This window comes from Aeromonas sp. FDAARGOS 1406 (assembly GCF_019048565.1).
Classification (GTDB): domain Bacteria; phylum Pseudomonadota; class Gammaproteobacteria; order Enterobacterales; family Aeromonadaceae; genus Aeromonas; species Aeromonas caviae.
Map to the genome: position 1 here is coordinate 1,527,596 of NZ_CP077378.1, position 15,366 is coordinate 1,542,961.

12 protein-coding genes are annotated in these 15,366 nt (G+C 64.5%); 9 read left to right on the forward strand and 3 right to left on the reverse strand.

The genetic code is table 11. The annotated features are described in order from the left end of the window. Window positions 1-219 precede the first annotated feature (219 nt). Window positions 220-975: a YciK family oxidoreductase gene (locus I6L36_RS07100; protein ID WP_039040520.1), complete on the forward strand. Its 756-nt coding sequence runs from the start codon at window positions 220-222 to the stop codon at window positions 973-975. Window positions 976-1,064: 89 nt separating this feature from the next. Continuing rightward, window positions 1,065-1,949: a LysR family transcriptional regulator gene (locus tag I6L36_RS07105; RefSeq protein WP_042015608.1), complete on the forward strand. Its 885-nt coding sequence runs from the start codon at window positions 1,065-1,067 to the stop codon at window positions 1,947-1,949. Window positions 1,950-2,020: 71 nt separating this feature from the next. On the opposite strand, the gene I6L36_RS07110 is transcribed toward I6L36_RS07105, so the two are convergent. After that, window positions 2,021-3,193: an MFS transporter gene (locus I6L36_RS07110; protein WP_069652864.1), complete on the reverse strand. Its 1,173-nt coding sequence runs from the start codon at window positions 3,191-3,193 to the stop codon at window positions 2,021-2,023. Between the two features lie 164 nt (window positions 3,194-3,357). On the opposite strand from I6L36_RS07110, the gene I6L36_RS07115 reads away from it, so the two are divergent. Further along, window positions 3,358-4,497 carry a MalY/PatB family protein gene (locus tag I6L36_RS07115; RefSeq protein WP_010673889.1) on the forward strand — a complete coding sequence of 380 codons (1,140 nt, stop codon included), beginning with the start codon at window positions 3,358-3,360 and terminating at the stop codon, window positions 4,495-4,497. 148 nt (window positions 4,498-4,645) lie between these two features. Further along, the gene (locus I6L36_RS07120; protein ID WP_216987095.1) at window positions 4,646-6,001 is read left to right on the forward strand and encodes a TAXI family TRAP transporter solute-binding subunit; all 1,356 of its coding nucleotides are present in this window, start codon (window positions 4,646-4,648) and stop codon (window positions 5,999-6,001) included. A gap of 63 nt (window positions 6,002-6,064) precedes the next feature. Here the strand turns inward: I6L36_RS07120 and I6L36_RS07125 are convergent, their stop codons facing one another. Further along, window positions 6,065-6,967, reverse strand: coding sequence for a LysR family transcriptional regulator (locus tag I6L36_RS07125; protein ID WP_041212603.1), 903 nt, complete (start codon window positions 6,965-6,967; stop codon window positions 6,065-6,067). A 190-nt stretch (window positions 6,968-7,157) separates the two neighbouring features. Here I6L36_RS07125 and I6L36_RS07130 point away from each other — a divergent pair, with 190 nt between their 5' ends. From I6L36_RS07130 to ygjK, 4 genes are all read left to right on the forward strand, one after another. Beyond that, entirely contained in the window at window positions 7,158-8,414 is a 1,257-nt protein-coding gene (locus I6L36_RS07130; RefSeq protein ID WP_042880306.1) for an adenylosuccinate synthetase, read from the forward strand. A gap of 177 nt (window positions 8,415-8,591) precedes the next feature. Next, the gene (locus tag I6L36_RS07135; protein WP_049637270.1) at window positions 8,592-9,125 is read left to right on the forward strand and encodes a YbhB/YbcL family Raf kinase inhibitor-like protein; all 534 of its coding nucleotides are present in this window, start codon (window positions 8,592-8,594) and stop codon (window positions 9,123-9,125) included. 11 nt (window positions 9,126-9,136) lie between these two features. Next, the gene (locus I6L36_RS07140; RefSeq protein ID WP_048207195.1) at window positions 9,137-9,949 is read left to right on the forward strand and encodes an AraC family transcriptional regulator; all 813 of its coding nucleotides are present in this window, start codon (window positions 9,137-9,139) and stop codon (window positions 9,947-9,949) included. 184 nt (window positions 9,950-10,133) lie between these two features. Beyond that, window positions 10,134-12,614, forward strand: a complete 2,481-nt coding sequence (gene ygjK, locus I6L36_RS07145) for an alpha-glucosidase (RefSeq protein ID WP_109112821.1) — start codon at window positions 10,134-10,136, stop codon at window positions 12,612-12,614. Window positions 12,615-12,695: 81 nt separating this feature from the next. Here the strand turns inward: ygjK and tyrS are convergent, their stop codons facing one another. Then, complete coding sequence (gene tyrS, locus I6L36_RS07150) at window positions 12,696-13,895, reverse strand: tyrosine--tRNA ligase (protein WP_039040151.1); 1,200 nt, start codon at window positions 13,893-13,895, stop codon at window positions 12,696-12,698. A gap of 114 nt (window positions 13,896-14,009) precedes the next feature. Between tyrS and I6L36_RS07155 the strand changes: the two genes are divergently transcribed. Then, the gene (locus I6L36_RS07155; protein WP_041212599.1) at window positions 14,010-15,320 is read left to right on the forward strand and encodes a peptidoglycan DD-metalloendopeptidase family protein; all 1,311 of its coding nucleotides are present in this window, start codon (window positions 14,010-14,012) and stop codon (window positions 15,318-15,320) included. Window positions 15,321-15,366: the final 46 nt, after the last annotated feature.

Genomic DNA, 15,366 nt, shown 5'->3' on the forward strand with positions numbered 1-15,366 from the left:
GCTCCGCTCAATGTCCGGTTTTTTCACATAGTAAGGAGTTTGCCCCCCTCGCGCAAAAACTCTGCCATCTCCCGTGCCAAGGGCGGAGGGATCGATGCTATCGCCCTGTTTTATTCACATTTTTGCCGTCTCATACTGGTCAACTGCCGGGCCGGATCAGTACACTTGCCCACTCGATTCGTTGCGCCAAGCCGCCAGGCATTGTTAACAGGAGTCCACATGCTCGACTATCAGGCCCCCCGTGATCTGCTCAAGGACAAGGTCATTCTGGTGACGGGTGCCGGTGACGGCATCGGCCGCGAAGCGGCCCTCACCTATGCGGCCCACGGCGCCACCGTGATCCTGCTCGGGCGTACCAGTGCCAAGCTGGAGGCGGTCTACGACCAGATTGAAGCGGCCGGTCACCCCCTGCCCGCCATCGTGCCGGTGGACTTGAAAGGGGCTACTGCCGCCCACTACCGCGGCATGGCGGAGACCTTCGCCCAGCAGTTCGGCCGCCTCGACGGCGTGCTGTTCAACGCCGGGCTGCTCGGTACCCTGTCGCCGTTCGAACACATTCAGGAGCAGGAGTGGGACGAGGTGATGCAGGTCAACGTCAAATCCGAATTCCTGCTGACCCAGGCGCTGCTGCCCCTCATTCGCCAGACCGCCAAGGAGCACGGCGAGGCGTCCATCGTCTACACCTCCTCCAGCGTGGGCCGCAAGGGGCGCGCCTACTGGGGCACCTATGCCATTTCCAAGTTCGCAGTCGAAGGCATGATGGAGGTGCTGGCGGACGAGCTGGAGAACACCAGGGTGCGGGTCAACACCCTCAACCCGGGCGGCACCCGCACCAGGATGCGGGCCAGCGCCTTCCCGGCGGAAGATCCGCAGACCCTCAAGACCCCGGCCGATCTGATGCCCCTCTATCTCTACCTGATGGGGCGTGACAGTCAGGGCCAGAGCGGCAAGACCTTCGTGGCCCAGCCCAAATAAATCAACAAATCAACCGGATGGGATTACAGTGAAGAGGGGGTGCCAAGGCGCGCCCTGTTGAATCCCATCGGCCCCAGACAGGTTGCACTATGTTTCGTCCCAAGAGCACGTTTGAGCAATGGCGGATCTTTCAGGCGGTGGTGGACTGCGGCGGTTATGCCCAGGCTGCCGAGGCGCTGAACAAGAGCCAATCCTCCCTCAATCATGCGGTTGCCAAGCTGCAACAGAGTCTGGGGGTGGCCCTGCTGGAGGTGCGGGGACGCAAGGCGGTGCTGACACCGGCGGGGGAGATCTTCCTCAAGCGGGCGCGCCAGCTCAGCCAGCAGGTGGAAGAGCTGGAGAACCTGGCCAACAACCTGGAGCGGCAGTGGGAGCCGCAGATCAACCTCTATGTGTCCGTGGTGCAGCCGCGGGAGCGCCTCTACCGGGCGCTGGCCCACTTCTATCCCCGCAGCCGCGGTTGCCGCATCAACCTGCATGAGCGGATCCACTGCCACTTCAATGCGCTGCAGGCGGGAGATCTGATGCTCTCCGAGCACCTGCCCCAGGATCGCACCGGCCTGCCGCTGGACGAAGTCTGTCTGCTTCCTCTGTGCGCAGCGGGCCACCCCCTTGCGGAGCAGGGAGAGCCCATCACCGCCGAGGTGCTGGCCAGCCACAACCAGATAAGCCTGCATCCCCCCATCCACCGCTCGGTGGACTGGAACGATGCGGACGACACCGGCTGGAAGGCGACCCACTATCATGAGGTGCTCAACATGGTGCGCCTTGGCATGGGTTACGCCTGGGTGCCCCGCCACCTGGTGCAGGAGGAGCTCGCCGAGGGCTCGCTGGTGCAGCTCGACCTCACCGGCGGCAACGAGCGCTATCTCTACACCTACCTGCTCACCCCCTCGGTGGAGGCGCTGGGGCCGGCGGCCGAGCTGCTGCTGCGCTGCCTGCGCATCGAATACCAGGGAGACAACCCCAGGTAAGGCCGCTTCTTCCCCGCACGACCGGGGCACTGGTGCCGGCACAGCCGGACATCGGCTCCCCTTTGCATCCCCTATACGTTGGGGACCCGCCAGCAGGCGGCCAGTGCCATCAGCGCCAGGGCCGCCGCCACCATGAAGACCCCGTGGAAGCTCCAGAGCTCCGCCACCGTCCCCGCGATGGCCCCCGCCATGATGGAGCCGGTGCGGATGCTGTTGGAAAAGAGCGTGGTCGCCACCCCGGCGCGCCCCGGCATCAAGTCCTGGAAATAGGACATGCCGATGCCGGCCACGATGCCGATGAAGATGGCATTGAGCAGTTGCAGCGCAATGAGGGCATGCTGGCTAGACAGGGTCACGAGACCGCCATAGAAACCGACCCCGGCCAGCACCGCCAGCAGCATCATGGGCCGCTTGCCGAAGCGCCGGGTGTAGTAGCCCGCCAGCAGCATGAAGGGGATCTCCAGGGCCGCCGCCGTGCCCATCAGCAAACCGGCCAGCTTCTCCTCCAGCCCCAGCTCGCGGGTGATGTAGAGGGGCATGTTGATGAGGTACATGCTGTTGCAGGTCCACATCAGGGTGGAGGCGATGAAGAGCGCCCGCACCGACGGGTCCCGCCAGCTGCTCACCCGCTCCACCTCGCTGTCCATCACCGGCAGCGGCAGGGAGGGAAGCCAGCGCCACACCACGAAGGCGCAGATGACATAGGCCAGCGCCGAGGCCAGATACATCACCTTGAAGCCGTAGCCGATGGCGAGCGCGAAGGCGATGGGCGGCCCTATCACCCAGGCCAGGGAGAACTGGGCCCGCAGCACCGAGCTGAACATGTCGGCCTGCTTGTTGCGGCTGTCGGCGTATTCCCGCGCCAGGGCGAACAGCTGCGGGCTGGCGGTGGCGGTCAGGCTCGCCAGCAGCACCCCCAGGCTCACCAGCAACCAGTACTGCCGGTTCCAGGCAAACAGCAGGGAGAGCACGATGCCGGCAAAGCAGCAGCGCAGGATCAGCTGCTTGCGATCCCCCTTGTTGTCGGAGCGGTGGCCGAGCCACTGGCTGATGAGGATGCCGATCACCGCGTTCACCGTGTAGAAGAGCCCCACCAGGAAGGGGCGCACCTGCACCTCCTCGGCCAGAAACAGGCTCAAGGTCGGCACCTGCAGCGCCACCGCCACCCCGGTCATGAAGGTCACGGCGAGAAACGAGAGAGAGACGGGATCCGGCCTCTTGCGGGCAACAGACAGCAAACTCATAGAGATACCATTGATATGGAAGAAAAAAAGGAGCCAGATGCGGGCGGGCTTGGCGTATGGCGGCGGCTATTTTATGTCATTATCAACAGCCACCTCAAGGGTTGCGGGGGGGCGTCCAAGTCCGTACATTGGAAGCCCATCCAGCGCCAGTACAAGGATTTAACATGTTTGATTTTGACCGGGAAATAGATCGCAGCGGTACCATGAGCCTGAAATGGGACAAATACAAGGGTCAGGATGTCCTGCCCATGTGGGTCGCAGACACCGACTTCGTCTCTCCCCCCGCCGTACTGGAGGCCCTTACCAAACGGGTCGCCCACGGCATCTTCGGCTATTCGCGCCCCTCTCCCCGGCTCATCGAACTCATCGTATCCCGTCTGGCCAGCCGCTATGGCTGGACCATCCAGCCCGAATGGCTCGTCTTCCTGCCCGGGGTGGTGCCGGGCCTCAATCTCGCCTGCAAGGCCTGGAGCCAACACGGGCGCGGCATCATCACCCCCAAGCCGGTCTACTACCCCTTCCTGCAGGCGCCGGGCTTCAATGACCGCCCCCTGCTCACCGTCCCCGTGGTGGAGGAAGAAGGCCGCTGGGTGCTGGATCTCGAAGAGCTTGAGCGTCAGGCCCCCTCGGCGGATCTGCTTCTGCTGTGCAACCCCCACAACCCGGGTGGCACCGTCTTCACCCGGGAAGAGCTGCTGGCCATCGACGCCATCGCCGAGCGCCACAACCTGGTGATCTGCTCCGACGAAATCCACTGCGATCTGCTGCTGGACAAGGATGCCCGCCACATCCCCTATGGTGCCCTGAGCCCGGAGGCGGCCGAGCGCTCCGCCGTCATGATGGCGCCGAGCAAGACCTTCAACATCGCGGGGCTGTGCTGCTCCTTCGCCGTGATCCCCAATGCCCGCCTGCGGCTCAAGCTGCAACAGGCGATGCGCGGCATCAGCGCCGACGTCAATCTGCTGGGGTTCGTGGCGGCCGAGGCGGCCTATGAGGGGGGCGAGCAGTGGCTGAATGAACAGCTCGACTACCTGGCCGGCAACCTGGCCCTGATCGAGCAGGCCGTGGCCCGCTGGCCCGGCGTCAAGCTGGCCCGCAACCAGGCCACCTACCTCGCCTGGATCGACATGAGCGCTCTGGGCCTGGACGATCCCGTCGCCTTCTTCGAACAGGCGGGCGTGGGTCTCTCCCCCGGCGCCCAGTTCGGCAACGGCCAGTTCGTGCGACTCAACTTTGGCTGCACCCGGGCCCGTCTCACCGAGGCCCTGGCCCGCATGGAGAAAGCCATTCTCCAGACCCGCTAGCGAACCGTTCCGGGCGGCGGCCCCAGGCCGCCCGGTGCGCGCGAAAGCGGTAAAATCCGTTCAGCTTCCCGTCTGATACGGATAAGATGAGGCTCATCACCGGATGAGCCCGCCTCCTCCTCATGTTCAGCCACGGTTTCGGTCCACTATGCGCCCATTCGCCTTCTCTGCCCTGTTGCGTCTGTCACGTACCGCCCTGCCCTGGCTTGCGGCCGTGCTGGCGCCCTCCCTCTTCGCCTCCCCCGCCTATGTCACCATCGGTACGGGAGCCCTCAACGGCGTCTACTACCCCACAGGGGGGGCCATCTGCCGCCTGCTCAACGAGGAGAGTGCCCGCCACGACCTGCACTGCACGGTGCAGAGTACCTCGGGCTCCATCGCCAATCTGGCGGCCCTCGCCAAGGGAGAGGTACAGCTCGCCCTGATGCAGTCGGATGTGCTCTACCATGCAGTGCACGGCACCGGCCCCTTCGCGGGCCAGGCCCCGGACGATCAGCTGCGCAGCCTGTTGCGGCTCCACAAGGAGTCCCTGACCCTGATTGCCAGCGCCACCAGCAACATCACCACCCTGGCCGACATCAAGGGCAAGCGGGTCGATGTCGGCGCCCCCAACTCCGGGGACAGGGTCACCAGCCGTGCCCTGCTCGATGCCATGGGGTGGCGGGTCGCCGACTTCAGTCGCCCGCCTGTGATCTCCCCGGGCAACCGGCTGGAGGGGCTCTGTGACGGCACCCTGGATGCCGCCTTCGTGGTCGCCGGTCACCCCAATCAGGCCATCGGCGATCTCACCGGCCGCTGTCAGGCCCGCCTCATTCCCATCGAGGGGGAACAGGTGGACAAGCTGCTCAAGCAGCACCCCTACTACGATCGCAGCCGCATCGGCGCCAACCTCTATCCGGGGCAGACAAGCGGCGTCAACACCTTCGCCGTCACCGCCGAACTGGTGGCGCTGGCCAGCCTGCCCGAGAGCGAGGTGCGCACCCTGCGGGACGTGCTGAACGAGCGGCTCAAGCAGTTCACCCGACTGCATCCGGCACTGACCACCCTCACCTGGGAAGGCATGCAGGCGGGCAGCATCGCCCTGCTCCATCCCGGCATGCTGGATGCCGTGCCCACCCTCCCGGCGGACACCCTCACGGCATCCGGGGCCGGGGCCACCTCGGGCGCCCTGCCGACCTTGCCCCCGGCGAGCAGCGCGGCCACACCGACCGATGGGATAGACCCCCTGGAAGGCACCGCGCCACTGGAGGGGTCCGACACCTTGCCGGAGCAGCCGGCCGCCGCGACCCTCTCAACCAGTTCGGGGGCGGCCTCCACTAACCAGGCCCCGGCCCTGACCAAGCCCCCCACACCGGGCAGCGCAACCCTGGCGCCAGGCCATCCCCTGACCCCGCTTGAGGCGCCCGCCTCGGCGGCAACGCCGCTGGAGGCGCCATCACCGCAGGCCATGCCGGCCAGCCCGCCCAACCATGCGGTGGAGACCACAGCCCCCGCCGGGCAATGAACACCAACCAAGAGGCCACCCCAGGGGTGGCCTCTTGGTTATGGGGAACGGGCGCCTGGCCTGTCACGGCGCCAGCAGCAGCGCCGGATTCTGGATCTCCTCCTCCACCCAGTGCAGCAGTTGCTTGATGGCCCGCGACAGCACCTGGTTCTGGCGCACCACGTACCCCAGGCTGGTACCGGGAAAATCGGTGAGCCGGGTCACCGGGGCGGTCAGCTTGAGCCTGGGGTGCAGGGAGAAATCCGGCACGATGGCGACGCCAAAACCCGCCTCGGCCCAGTCGAGCTGGGCATCCACGCTCCCCACCTCCATGATGCGGCAGCTCGGCAGGCCGAGCAGGGGCAGGGAGGGATCGATCAATGCCCGGGTCCGGGTGTCGTGCCCCAGCAGGATCAGGGTCGGCTCGTCCAGAGGATCGCTCTCCCCCGAGCTGGCCCGCGCCTGCCAGCGGGCCAGGCCGTGCCCCAGGGCACACCAGGTCACCTGCTGCAACTCGGTGTAGAAGAGCGGCTCGCTGCGCTTTTGTGCCATCACGAAGCCCAGATCCGCCTTGCCCGCCCGCACCAGATCCGCCGCCTGATCCGAGGTGGTGTTGAACAGGGTGAGGTCGATGCCGGGGAAAGCCTGCTTGAAGCGCTGGAACGGCTGGATGAGCAGCAGGCGCGAGATGATGTCGCTGGCGGCGATGGCGAGCGTCCCCTGGCTCAACTGGCTCAGGGCATTGAGATCGGACTGGCAGAGCTGCAACTCGTTGATGGCGCGCTCGGCGCTTTGCAGCAGCCGCTCCCCCGCCTGGGTCAGGCGAAACGGGCTGCGCTCCACCAGCTTGACCCGGGTCGCCTGCTCCAGGTTCTTGAGGTGCAGGCTCACATTGGGTTGCGTCATGTGCAGTTCGGTGGCCGTCTGGCCGAAGTGCTGCAACCGGGCCAGGGTGACGAAGGTGTGCAGCCAGTGAATGTCCAGCATGGGGTTCCTCTTCTCCCAGGTCGATGGCAAGGCCAGCGCCGCCAGGGCACGGGCACCACGAAAGGGAGCGCGGTGTCGATAATGGCACCGGAATTATATGGCTTCCTTATCGGAATTATAAAGATAATTAATTTTTCTAATCCTCACGGGGCTCCTAGGATGGACGCCTAACGTCTTAGGAGAAAGAGTCATGTCGTCTATCGTAGTCGTAGGTGCTAACTGGGGTGATGAAGGCAAAGGCCGCATCGTCGATTATCTGGCAGGCCAGGCTGGCGCCAGTATTCGTTTCCAGGGCGGCAACAACGCCGGCCACACCGTGGTCAACGATCTGGGCACCTTCAAGCTGCACCAGGTGCCGAGCGGCGTCTTCAACCCGGATTGTCTGGTCGTGCTGGGCCCCGGCATGGTGATCAGCCCCGAGAAGCTCACCGTCGAGCTGGAAGAGGTCAAGGCCTCCGGCGTCATTCCCAAGCTCGCCATCTCTGACCGTGCCACCCTCTGCCTGCCGCTGCACGCGCTGGAAGACACCCTGGAAGAGCAACGCCTGGGTGACGGCGCCTACGGCTCCACCCGTCAGGGCATCGCCCCGGCTTACGGTGATCGGGTCATGAAAAAGGCGATCCTGGTGGGCTGGCTGAAACAGCCGGACGTGCTGGTCGAGCGCATCCAGTTCATGCTGGACTGGAAACTGCCGCAGATGAAGGCTCTCTATCCGGACTTCGAATTCACCCAGACCGCCCAGGAGATGGCCGACTGGCTGCTGGAAGTGTCCGCTCCCTGGCTGGACGCCGTCTGCAACGTCAGCATGCCCCTCAAGGCACTGCAAGCCGAAGGCAAGACCCTGCTGTTCGAAGCCCAGCTGGGTGCCGGCCGTGATCTCATCTACGGCGAATACCCCTGGGTCACCTCCTCCCACGTTTCCGGCGCCTACGCCGGCATCGGTGGCGGTCTGCCGGGCCTGCGCCCGGAGCGCGTCATCGCCGTGGCCAAGGCCTTCAGCTCCTCCGTCGGTACCGGCACCCTGCTGACCGCCATGGAGAACCAGGACGAGTTCCGCAAGATCACCAACGAGTTCGGCGCCACCACCGGCCGTCCCCGTGACGTGGGTTACTTCGATGCCGTCGCCACCAAGAACGGCGTCGAGCTGCAGGCTGCCACCGAAGTGGCCCTGACCAAGCTGGACTGCCTGACCGGTCTGCCGGATCTGAAGATCTGCGTGGCCTACGAAGGTGCCCACACCGAGAACCCGATCTGGCCGCAGACCGCCGCCCTCACCCCCGTCTACGAGAAGATGGAGAGCTGGAGCGAAGACATCAGCGCCTGCCGCACCTTCGCCGAGCTGCCCAAGGCTGCCCAGGACTATGTGCTGCGCATCGAAGCCCTGCTGGGCGTGCCGGTGCCCATGGTCTCCGTCGGCCCGGGCCGTGACGAGATGATCCTGCGCTAAGGCCCCTCGCCTCTCCCAAAAACCGGCATCCCAGGATGCCGGTTTTTTTATGCCCCTCAAAAGCCCCGAACAGCTCACAAAAGCCGTTTCCATGGCATAATTTGAGCCATACGGGCACTCTGTTTTGAGCCAGCCCCCTTAGAGTGAATGCCATATTCACACAAAGGAGTGCCCATCATGAGATCCCCCATTATCCCGCTGCTGCCCCTGTTCTGCCTCGCGGCTCTGCCCGCCGGCGCCATGACCCTCAAGAGTACCGACATCCGCGAGGGTGAACCCATGGACAAGGTCTTCAGCTTCAACGGCTTTGGTTGCAGCGGCGAGAACCGCTCCCCCCAGTTGAGCTGGCAGAGCCTGCCCGCCGGCACCCAGAGCGTCGCCATCACCGCCTATGACCCGGACGCCCCCACCGGCAGCGGCTGGTGGCACTGGCTGGTGGTGAACCTGCCGGCCAGCCAGAGCGAGCTGCCGAGCAATGCCTCCGGCAAGATCAAGCAGGGGCTGGAGCTTGGCACCGACTACGGTACCCAGGGTTATGGCGGCCCCTGCCCGCCCGCCGGTCACGGCATGCACCGCTACCAGTTCACCGTCTGGGCCCTGCCCAAGGCGCTGGAGGTGAAGGCCAACACCCCGCCCGCCATGGTAGGCTACATGCTCAACAGCCTGGCCCTTGGCAAGGCCACCCTGACCGCCACCTTCACCACCCCCTAGGAGCCCGCCCGATGAGCACGCCCCTGCTGCAACTGAATCACTACTTCGGGATCCGCCAGCAGCCCCTGCGCCGGGTGCTCATCTACGCGCCGACCCTCATCTGGGTGCAGCAGGGCCGCAAGCAGCTGTGGTGGCGGGAGCAGCGCCTCTCCTTTGACAAGGAGAGCTGGCTGCTGATCCCGGCGGGTCACCGGCTCACCTTCGTCAACCAGCCGGAGCAGGGCACGTTTCGCTCCCAGGCGCTCACCCTGCTGGCCCCGCCACCGGCCGAGTGGCTGGCAGAGAGCACCCTCGATCTCCTCAAGCCACCGGCCATCAGGGTGACGTCGGCCCTCGCCTTCTGCTTCGATCTCGTCACCACCATGGCGCAGCGGCAGCTCTGCGAGACGGCCCAGACCCAGCTGCTGCAAGGGTTTTATGGCGAGCTCAGGGAAGCGGGGGGCCTTGGCCTGCTCTTTCCTGCCACCACCATGACCCTGGGGGAACGGCTGGCCCGTTACCTCAGTGTGGAGCCTGGTCTTGATCACCGGCTGGAGACGGTAGCGACCCACTTCGCCATGAGCCGCGCCTCTCTGGTCCGCAAACTGGCCGCCGAGGGGCGCAGCTTTCGCCAGGTGCTGACCCAGGTACGCCTGGGGCACGCCCTCACCCTGCTGCAACAGGGGCTCACGCCGCTTCAGACCGCCCTCGCCTGTGGCTACGACTCCCCCGGCCGCTTTGCCGCGCGCTTCAAGGAGGAGTTCGGCCTGACCCCCCACCAATACCTGCGTACCTGCCCCTCCTCTCTCTCGCTGACTGCCACCACGAAAGTAAACAATTACTAAAACAAAAGACTATGTAACCTCGTGTAACCGGGTGATCCGGCTCACACTCGCCCCTCCTGCACTGTGACACAGCGCCAATAATCCCGTCATAATCGCCCTATAATGGCTCTCGCAAACGCTTTCACTAAAATAATCACTATAAAACACCTTCCTTAACCTACAAAAACTGTCATTGGAGCGAGAGATGTTTCGTAAAAATTTACTTTCCATCACCCTGAGCGTCGCCCTGTTCGGCCTCACTGCCTGCAACGGCAATGACTCCAGCAGCCCGGCCGCCCCCAGCGCCACCCTAGCGAATCAGTATCAGAACGTGATCGACCGCAGCGGCACCCCGCTCCAGTTCCGTGACTTTGACAGCTACGCCAACCTCAAATACAACCCGCTGCTCGATCTCGGCGCCTGGCACGGCTTCCTGCTGCCCGCCAGCGACAGCGAGTGGGGCGGCTTTACCGGCCCCATGGTCATCGCAGAGGAGTACAGCCTGTTCTTCGCAAGGGAATTGGACAAGCTGACCCTGAGCGACGAGAGCGGCCGCGCCTTTCCCCTCACCAGCGCCAGCAAACAGGCGCTGTACGCCATCCCGGGGGCGCTGGTGCAACGCTTCGAATTCGACCCCTTCACCCTGGAGCTGGAGCTGCGCTACGGCGATGCCCGCACTGCGCTGGTTCGCACCCGCCTCATCAACCACACTGACGCCCCCCTCACCCTCAAGCTCAACTGGCAGGGGGAGCTGCTCAACCAGTGGGATGCCAACAAGACGGTAGCCGAGCAGTACCCCGCCTGGACCCGCACCATCAGCCAGACCGAGCGCGGCGTGGCATTCCAGTTCGGCAAACTGCGCAGCACCTGGAACATCATGCAAAGCGGCAGCGCCAGCTACCGCATCGATCGCACCCTGCCGAGTAGCACCACCCTCGACGAGCAGGGGCTCGGCTACGTGAGCGAGGCCAGCCTCACCCTGGCCGCCAAGGGCCAGCAGGATATCTACACCCTGCAGAGCTACGTCCACAGCAGTGCTGAAGCGAGTCGTTTCGAGCAGAGCCGCCAGGACCTGCTGGCCGACCCCGCCAGCCATTTCGACGACTCCATCCGCCGCTGGGAGGATTACTTGGCGCGCGGCCTCTCCAATCAGGGGATCCCGGAATCGGAGCGGCGCATCGCGGTCAAGGCGATGGAGACCCTCAATGGCAACTGGCGCTCACCGGCCGGCGCCATCCTGCACGACGGGGTGACCCCCTCCAACACCGCCCGCTGGTTCGACGGGGTCTGGGCCTGGGACAGCTGGAAGCACGCTTACGCAATGGCCCACTTCAACCCCGAGGTAGCCAAGAACAACGTGCGCGCCATGTATGACTACCAGATCCAGGCCGATGACCCGGTTCGGCCGCAGGATGCCGGCATGGTGATCGACGCCGTCTTCTACAACAAGCTCGCCGATCGCGGTGGCGACGGCGGCAACTGGAACGAGCGCGACACCAAGCCGCCCCTCTCCGCCTGGGCCATCTGGGAGATCTACAGCGCCACCCAGGACAAGGCCTTCATCGCCGAGATGTACCCGAAGATCCAGGCCTATCACGACTGGTGGTATCGGGCGCGGGACAACAACCGCAACGGCATCATCGAATATGGCGCCACCCGCCACGTCGAGCACAACGACGAGTTCGGCAACATCACCTTCAAGGTGCAGTACCCGACGGGGGCACCGGTCGGGCTGGATCTGTCGAGCTGTACCAATGAGGGAGATGGCTGGTATGGCTGCGCCGGCATGGCGCTCTATCAGCAGGTATTGAGCGTTGGCGGCTACGCCGACATGGATATCGGCGCCCAGCACGGGGCCGGCTGGGAGTCCGGCATGGACAACGCCGCCCGCTTCGGCTTTATCGAGCCGGATCAGCTCAAGCGCTATGCCGACAAGACCTATGGCGGCGACATGGCCAGGGCGCGCCAGGACTGGAACGTCTTCTTCTTTGAAAACCATGAGGACGACGGCAACCTCACCGGCTTCTCCATCGATCAGGAGTCGGTGGAGCTCAACGCCTTCCTCGCCAAGGAGAAGCGCATCCTGGCCGACATGGCCGAGCTGCTCGGCAAGCCGGACGAGGCGAGCCGCTATCGCGAAGGGGCGACCCAGCTGGCCGATTACATCAACAGCTGCCTGTTCGATGAGGCCTCCGGCTTCTATTACGACCGCCAGATAGCCCAGGGGGATCTGCCCGACGCCAACGGCTGCGTCGGCAAGCTGTTGACCGCCCGCGGCCGTGGCCCGGAAGGGTGGAGCCCGCTCTGGGCCGAGGTGGCGGACAAGGAGAAGGCGGCGCGGGTGCGCGAGGTGATGCTCAATGCCCAGGAGTTCAACACCAGGGTGCCGCTCGGCACGGCGGCACTGACCAACCCGGCCTATGACCCCGACATCTACTGGCGCGGTCGGGTCTGGCTGGATCAGTTCTACTTCGGGGTGAAGGGGCTGGAGAACTACGGCTATCGCAGCGATGCCCAACAGCTCGTCAACAAGCTGTTTAGCAATGCCGAGGGGCTGGCGGGCAGCGGCCCCATCCGCGAGAACTACAACCCGGAGACCGGCGCCATGCAGGGGGCCAGCAACTTCAGCTGGAGCTCGGCCCACCTCTACATGCTCTATCGCAACTTCCTGAAAACCGAGGGTTGATCCCAACCGACCCGGTCAATGACCCAACAAAAAGGCCTCCGCAAGGGAGGCCTTTCTTATGGCAGCGCCGCAGATGGCGACTTACTTCACGGTCACCCGGGCAAACTTGCGCTTGCCGACCTGGTAGACGGCGGTACCGGCACCGATGAGGGCCTTGCCATCGTCCAGCTTCTCGCCATCAACCTTGACCGCGCCCTGCTTGATCATGCGCAGCGCTTCGGAGGTGGTGGCCACCAGATCGGCGTCTTTGAGCAGGTTGGCGATGGCCAGCCCTTCCCCTTCCAGTGCCAGCTCGACTTCCGGCATGTCGTCCGGAATGGCGTTCTTGGAGAAGCGCTGGGTGAAGTCTTCGTGGGCCGCTTCGGCCGCCGCTTCATCGTGATAACGGGCGATGATCTCCTTGGCCAGCCAGATCTTCACGTCGCGCGGGTTGAGGGTGCCGGCAGCGATACCTGCCTTGAACTCTTCGATTTCAGCCAGCGGACGGAAAGAGAGCAGCTCGTAGTAGTTCCACATCAGATCGTCGGTGATGGACATGATCTTGCCGAACATCTCCCCCGGGGCGTCGTGTACGCCGATGTAGTTGGCAGCGGACTTGGACATCTTCTTGACGCCGTCCAGGCCGACCAGCAGCGGCATCATCAACACGCACTGGGTCGCCATGCCCGCATCTTTTTGCAGCTCGCGGCCCATCAGCAGGTTGAACTTCTGATCGGTACCGCCGAGCTCGACGTCCGCCTTGAGCGCGACCGAGTCATAGCCTTGCAGCAGCGGATAGAGGAATTCGTGAATGGCGATGGACTGGCCGTTGCTGTAGCGCTTCTTGAAGTCGTCGCGCTCCATCATGCGGGCCACGGTCTGCTTGGCCGCCAGCTTGATCATGCCGGTCGCGCCCAGCTCACTCAGCCAGGTGGAGTTGTACTCGATGCGGGTCTTGGCCGGGTCGAGGATCTTGAACGCCTGCTCGGCATAGGTGAGGGCGTTGTGCTTGATGGCCTCTTCGGAGAGCGGCGGACGGGTGGCGTTCTTGCCGGAGGGGTCACCCACCATGGCGGTGAAGTCACCGATCAGCAGGATCACTTCATGGCCCAGATCCTGAAAGGTCTTCAGCTTGTTGAGGATCACGGTATGACCCAGGTGGATGTCCGGCGCGGTCGGGTCCATCCCCAGCTTGATGCGCAGGGGGCGCCCTTCCTTCAACTTGGCGATCAGTTCTTCTTCAACCAGAATTTCTTCCGCTCCGCGCTTGATCTCGGCTAGCGCCACCTCGAGCTGGGACATTTTTTGACTCTCCAATCACGATTCCACAGGGCCAGACATATTACTGGAATGGCGGGCCAATTGGAAAGGCGGTAAACTCCGACCTTCTTCCGGGTTCAACTTTGTCTGCTTCTCATGGTCCTTTGGCACGCCTTCAACTCTCTCCCTCACTGGCACCGCAAGATGGTGCTGATCCTGAGCATCATGGTGATGATGCTGGCGGCCTGGCCGAGCGAACAGGCAGTCGCCACCCGGGTCGATGACAACGACAACGAACTGGCCGTCGAGCAGCAGGTCGACGAGGAGGCCCAGCTGGCACGGGCCGAGCCCGTCACCCCGCCCAAACCGCGCTACGTCACCAGACAGGTGAAGGTGCGAAGCGGCGACAACATGGGGGTCATCTTCCAGCGCCTGGGCCTCAGCACCACGGATCTGCACCTCATCGACCAGCTTGAGGGCACGGATACCCTGCGCCTGCTCAAACCCGGTCAGGAGCTCACCTTCAAGCTCACCAAGGGCGGCGAGCTGCACAGCCTCTATTACCCCCACAGCCTGGAGCAGGCGCTCAAGGTGAACCGCCGGGATGACGGCTTCGTGGCCAGGCCGGTGAAGATCGAGCTCGACACCCGCGAACAGGTGGCCCAGGGGGAGATCCGCTCCAGCTTCTGGGGCGCCGCCGTCGAAGCGGGCATGACGGAAGACCAGATCATGGATCTCGCCGCCATCTTCGGCTGGGACATCGACTTTGCCCAGGACCTGCAACCGGGGGACAGCTTCCGGGTGGTCTACCAGGACAAATACCAGGATGACGAGCGGGTTGCCTCCGGCGACATCCTGGCCGCCGAGTTCGTCAACCAGGGGGCCATCTACCGTGCCGTGCTGAACACGGATGGCAACTACTACACCCCGGACGGCAAGGCGATGCGCAAGAGCTTCCTGCGCGCACCGGTCAACTTCAAATACATCAGCTCCAACTTCAATCCGCGCCGCCTTCACCCGGTCACCGGCAAGGTGCGCCCCCACAACGGCATCGACTACGTGGCGCCGGTGGGGACCCCCATCATGGCGGCGGGCGGCGGCAGCGTGGTGGCCGCCGGCTATAACCAGTTCAACGGCAACTACGTCTTCATCAAGCACGCGGGCAACTACGTGACCAAGTACCTGCACCTCTCCAAGCGCACCGTCAACAAGGGGCAGCGAGTGAAGCAGGGGCAGACCATCGGCCTGCTCGGCGGCACCGGCCGGGTCACAGGCCCGCACCTGCACTATGAATTCGTGGTGGGCGGCGTGCACAAGAACCCGCGCACCCTCAACCTGCCCCAGGCGGAGTCTCTCAGCGGGCGGGCGCTGGCCAGCTTCAAGGCCCAGGCCATGCCCCAACTGGCCAAGCTGGACAGCCCCGAGCTGCAACTGGCCAGAAACAAGGGCAACGGCGACGACAGCTGAGCGCTGTCGACCAAGGCGGAACACGGCATCGGACGGTTCCCCCGCA

Bases quoted from the DNA above. Each gene is read 5' to 3' on its own strand.
- I6L36_RS07100 (WP_039040520.1), top strand. From the start codon at position 220: ATGCTCGACTATCAGGCCCCCCGTGATCTGCTCAAGGACAAGGTCATT.
- I6L36_RS07105 (WP_042015608.1), top strand. From the start codon at position 1,065: ATGTTTCGTCCCAAGAGCACGTTTGAGCAATGGCGGATCTTTCAGGCG.
- I6L36_RS07110 (WP_069652864.1), bottom strand. From the start codon at position 3,193: ATGAGTTTGCTGTCTGTTGCCCGCAAGAGGCCGGATCCCGTCTCTCTC.
- I6L36_RS07115 (WP_010673889.1), top strand. From the start codon at position 3,358: ATGTTTGATTTTGACCGGGAAATAGATCGCAGCGGTACCATGAGCCTG.
- I6L36_RS07120 (WP_216987095.1), top strand. From the start codon at position 4,646: ATGCGCCCATTCGCCTTCTCTGCCCTGTTGCGTCTGTCACGTACCGCC.
- I6L36_RS07125 (WP_041212603.1), bottom strand. From the start codon at position 6,967: ATGCTGGACATTCACTGGCTGCACACCTTCGTCACCCTGGCCCGGTTG.
- I6L36_RS07130 (WP_042880306.1), top strand. From the start codon at position 7,158: ATGTCGTCTATCGTAGTCGTAGGTGCTAACTGGGGTGATGAAGGCAAA.
- I6L36_RS07135 (WP_049637270.1), top strand. From the start codon at position 8,592: ATGAGATCCCCCATTATCCCGCTGCTGCCCCTGTTCTGCCTCGCGGCT.
- I6L36_RS07140 (WP_048207195.1), top strand. From the start codon at position 9,137: ATGAGCACGCCCCTGCTGCAACTGAATCACTACTTCGGGATCCGCCAG.
- ygjK (WP_109112821.1), top strand. From the start codon at position 10,134: ATGTTTCGTAAAAATTTACTTTCCATCACCCTGAGCGTCGCCCTGTTC.
- tyrS (WP_039040151.1), bottom strand. From the start codon at position 13,895: ATGTCCCAGCTCGAGGTGGCGCTAGCCGAGATCAAGCGCGGAGCGGAA.
- I6L36_RS07155 (WP_041212599.1), top strand. From the start codon at position 14,010: ATGGTCCTTTGGCACGCCTTCAACTCTCTCCCTCACTGGCACCGCAAG.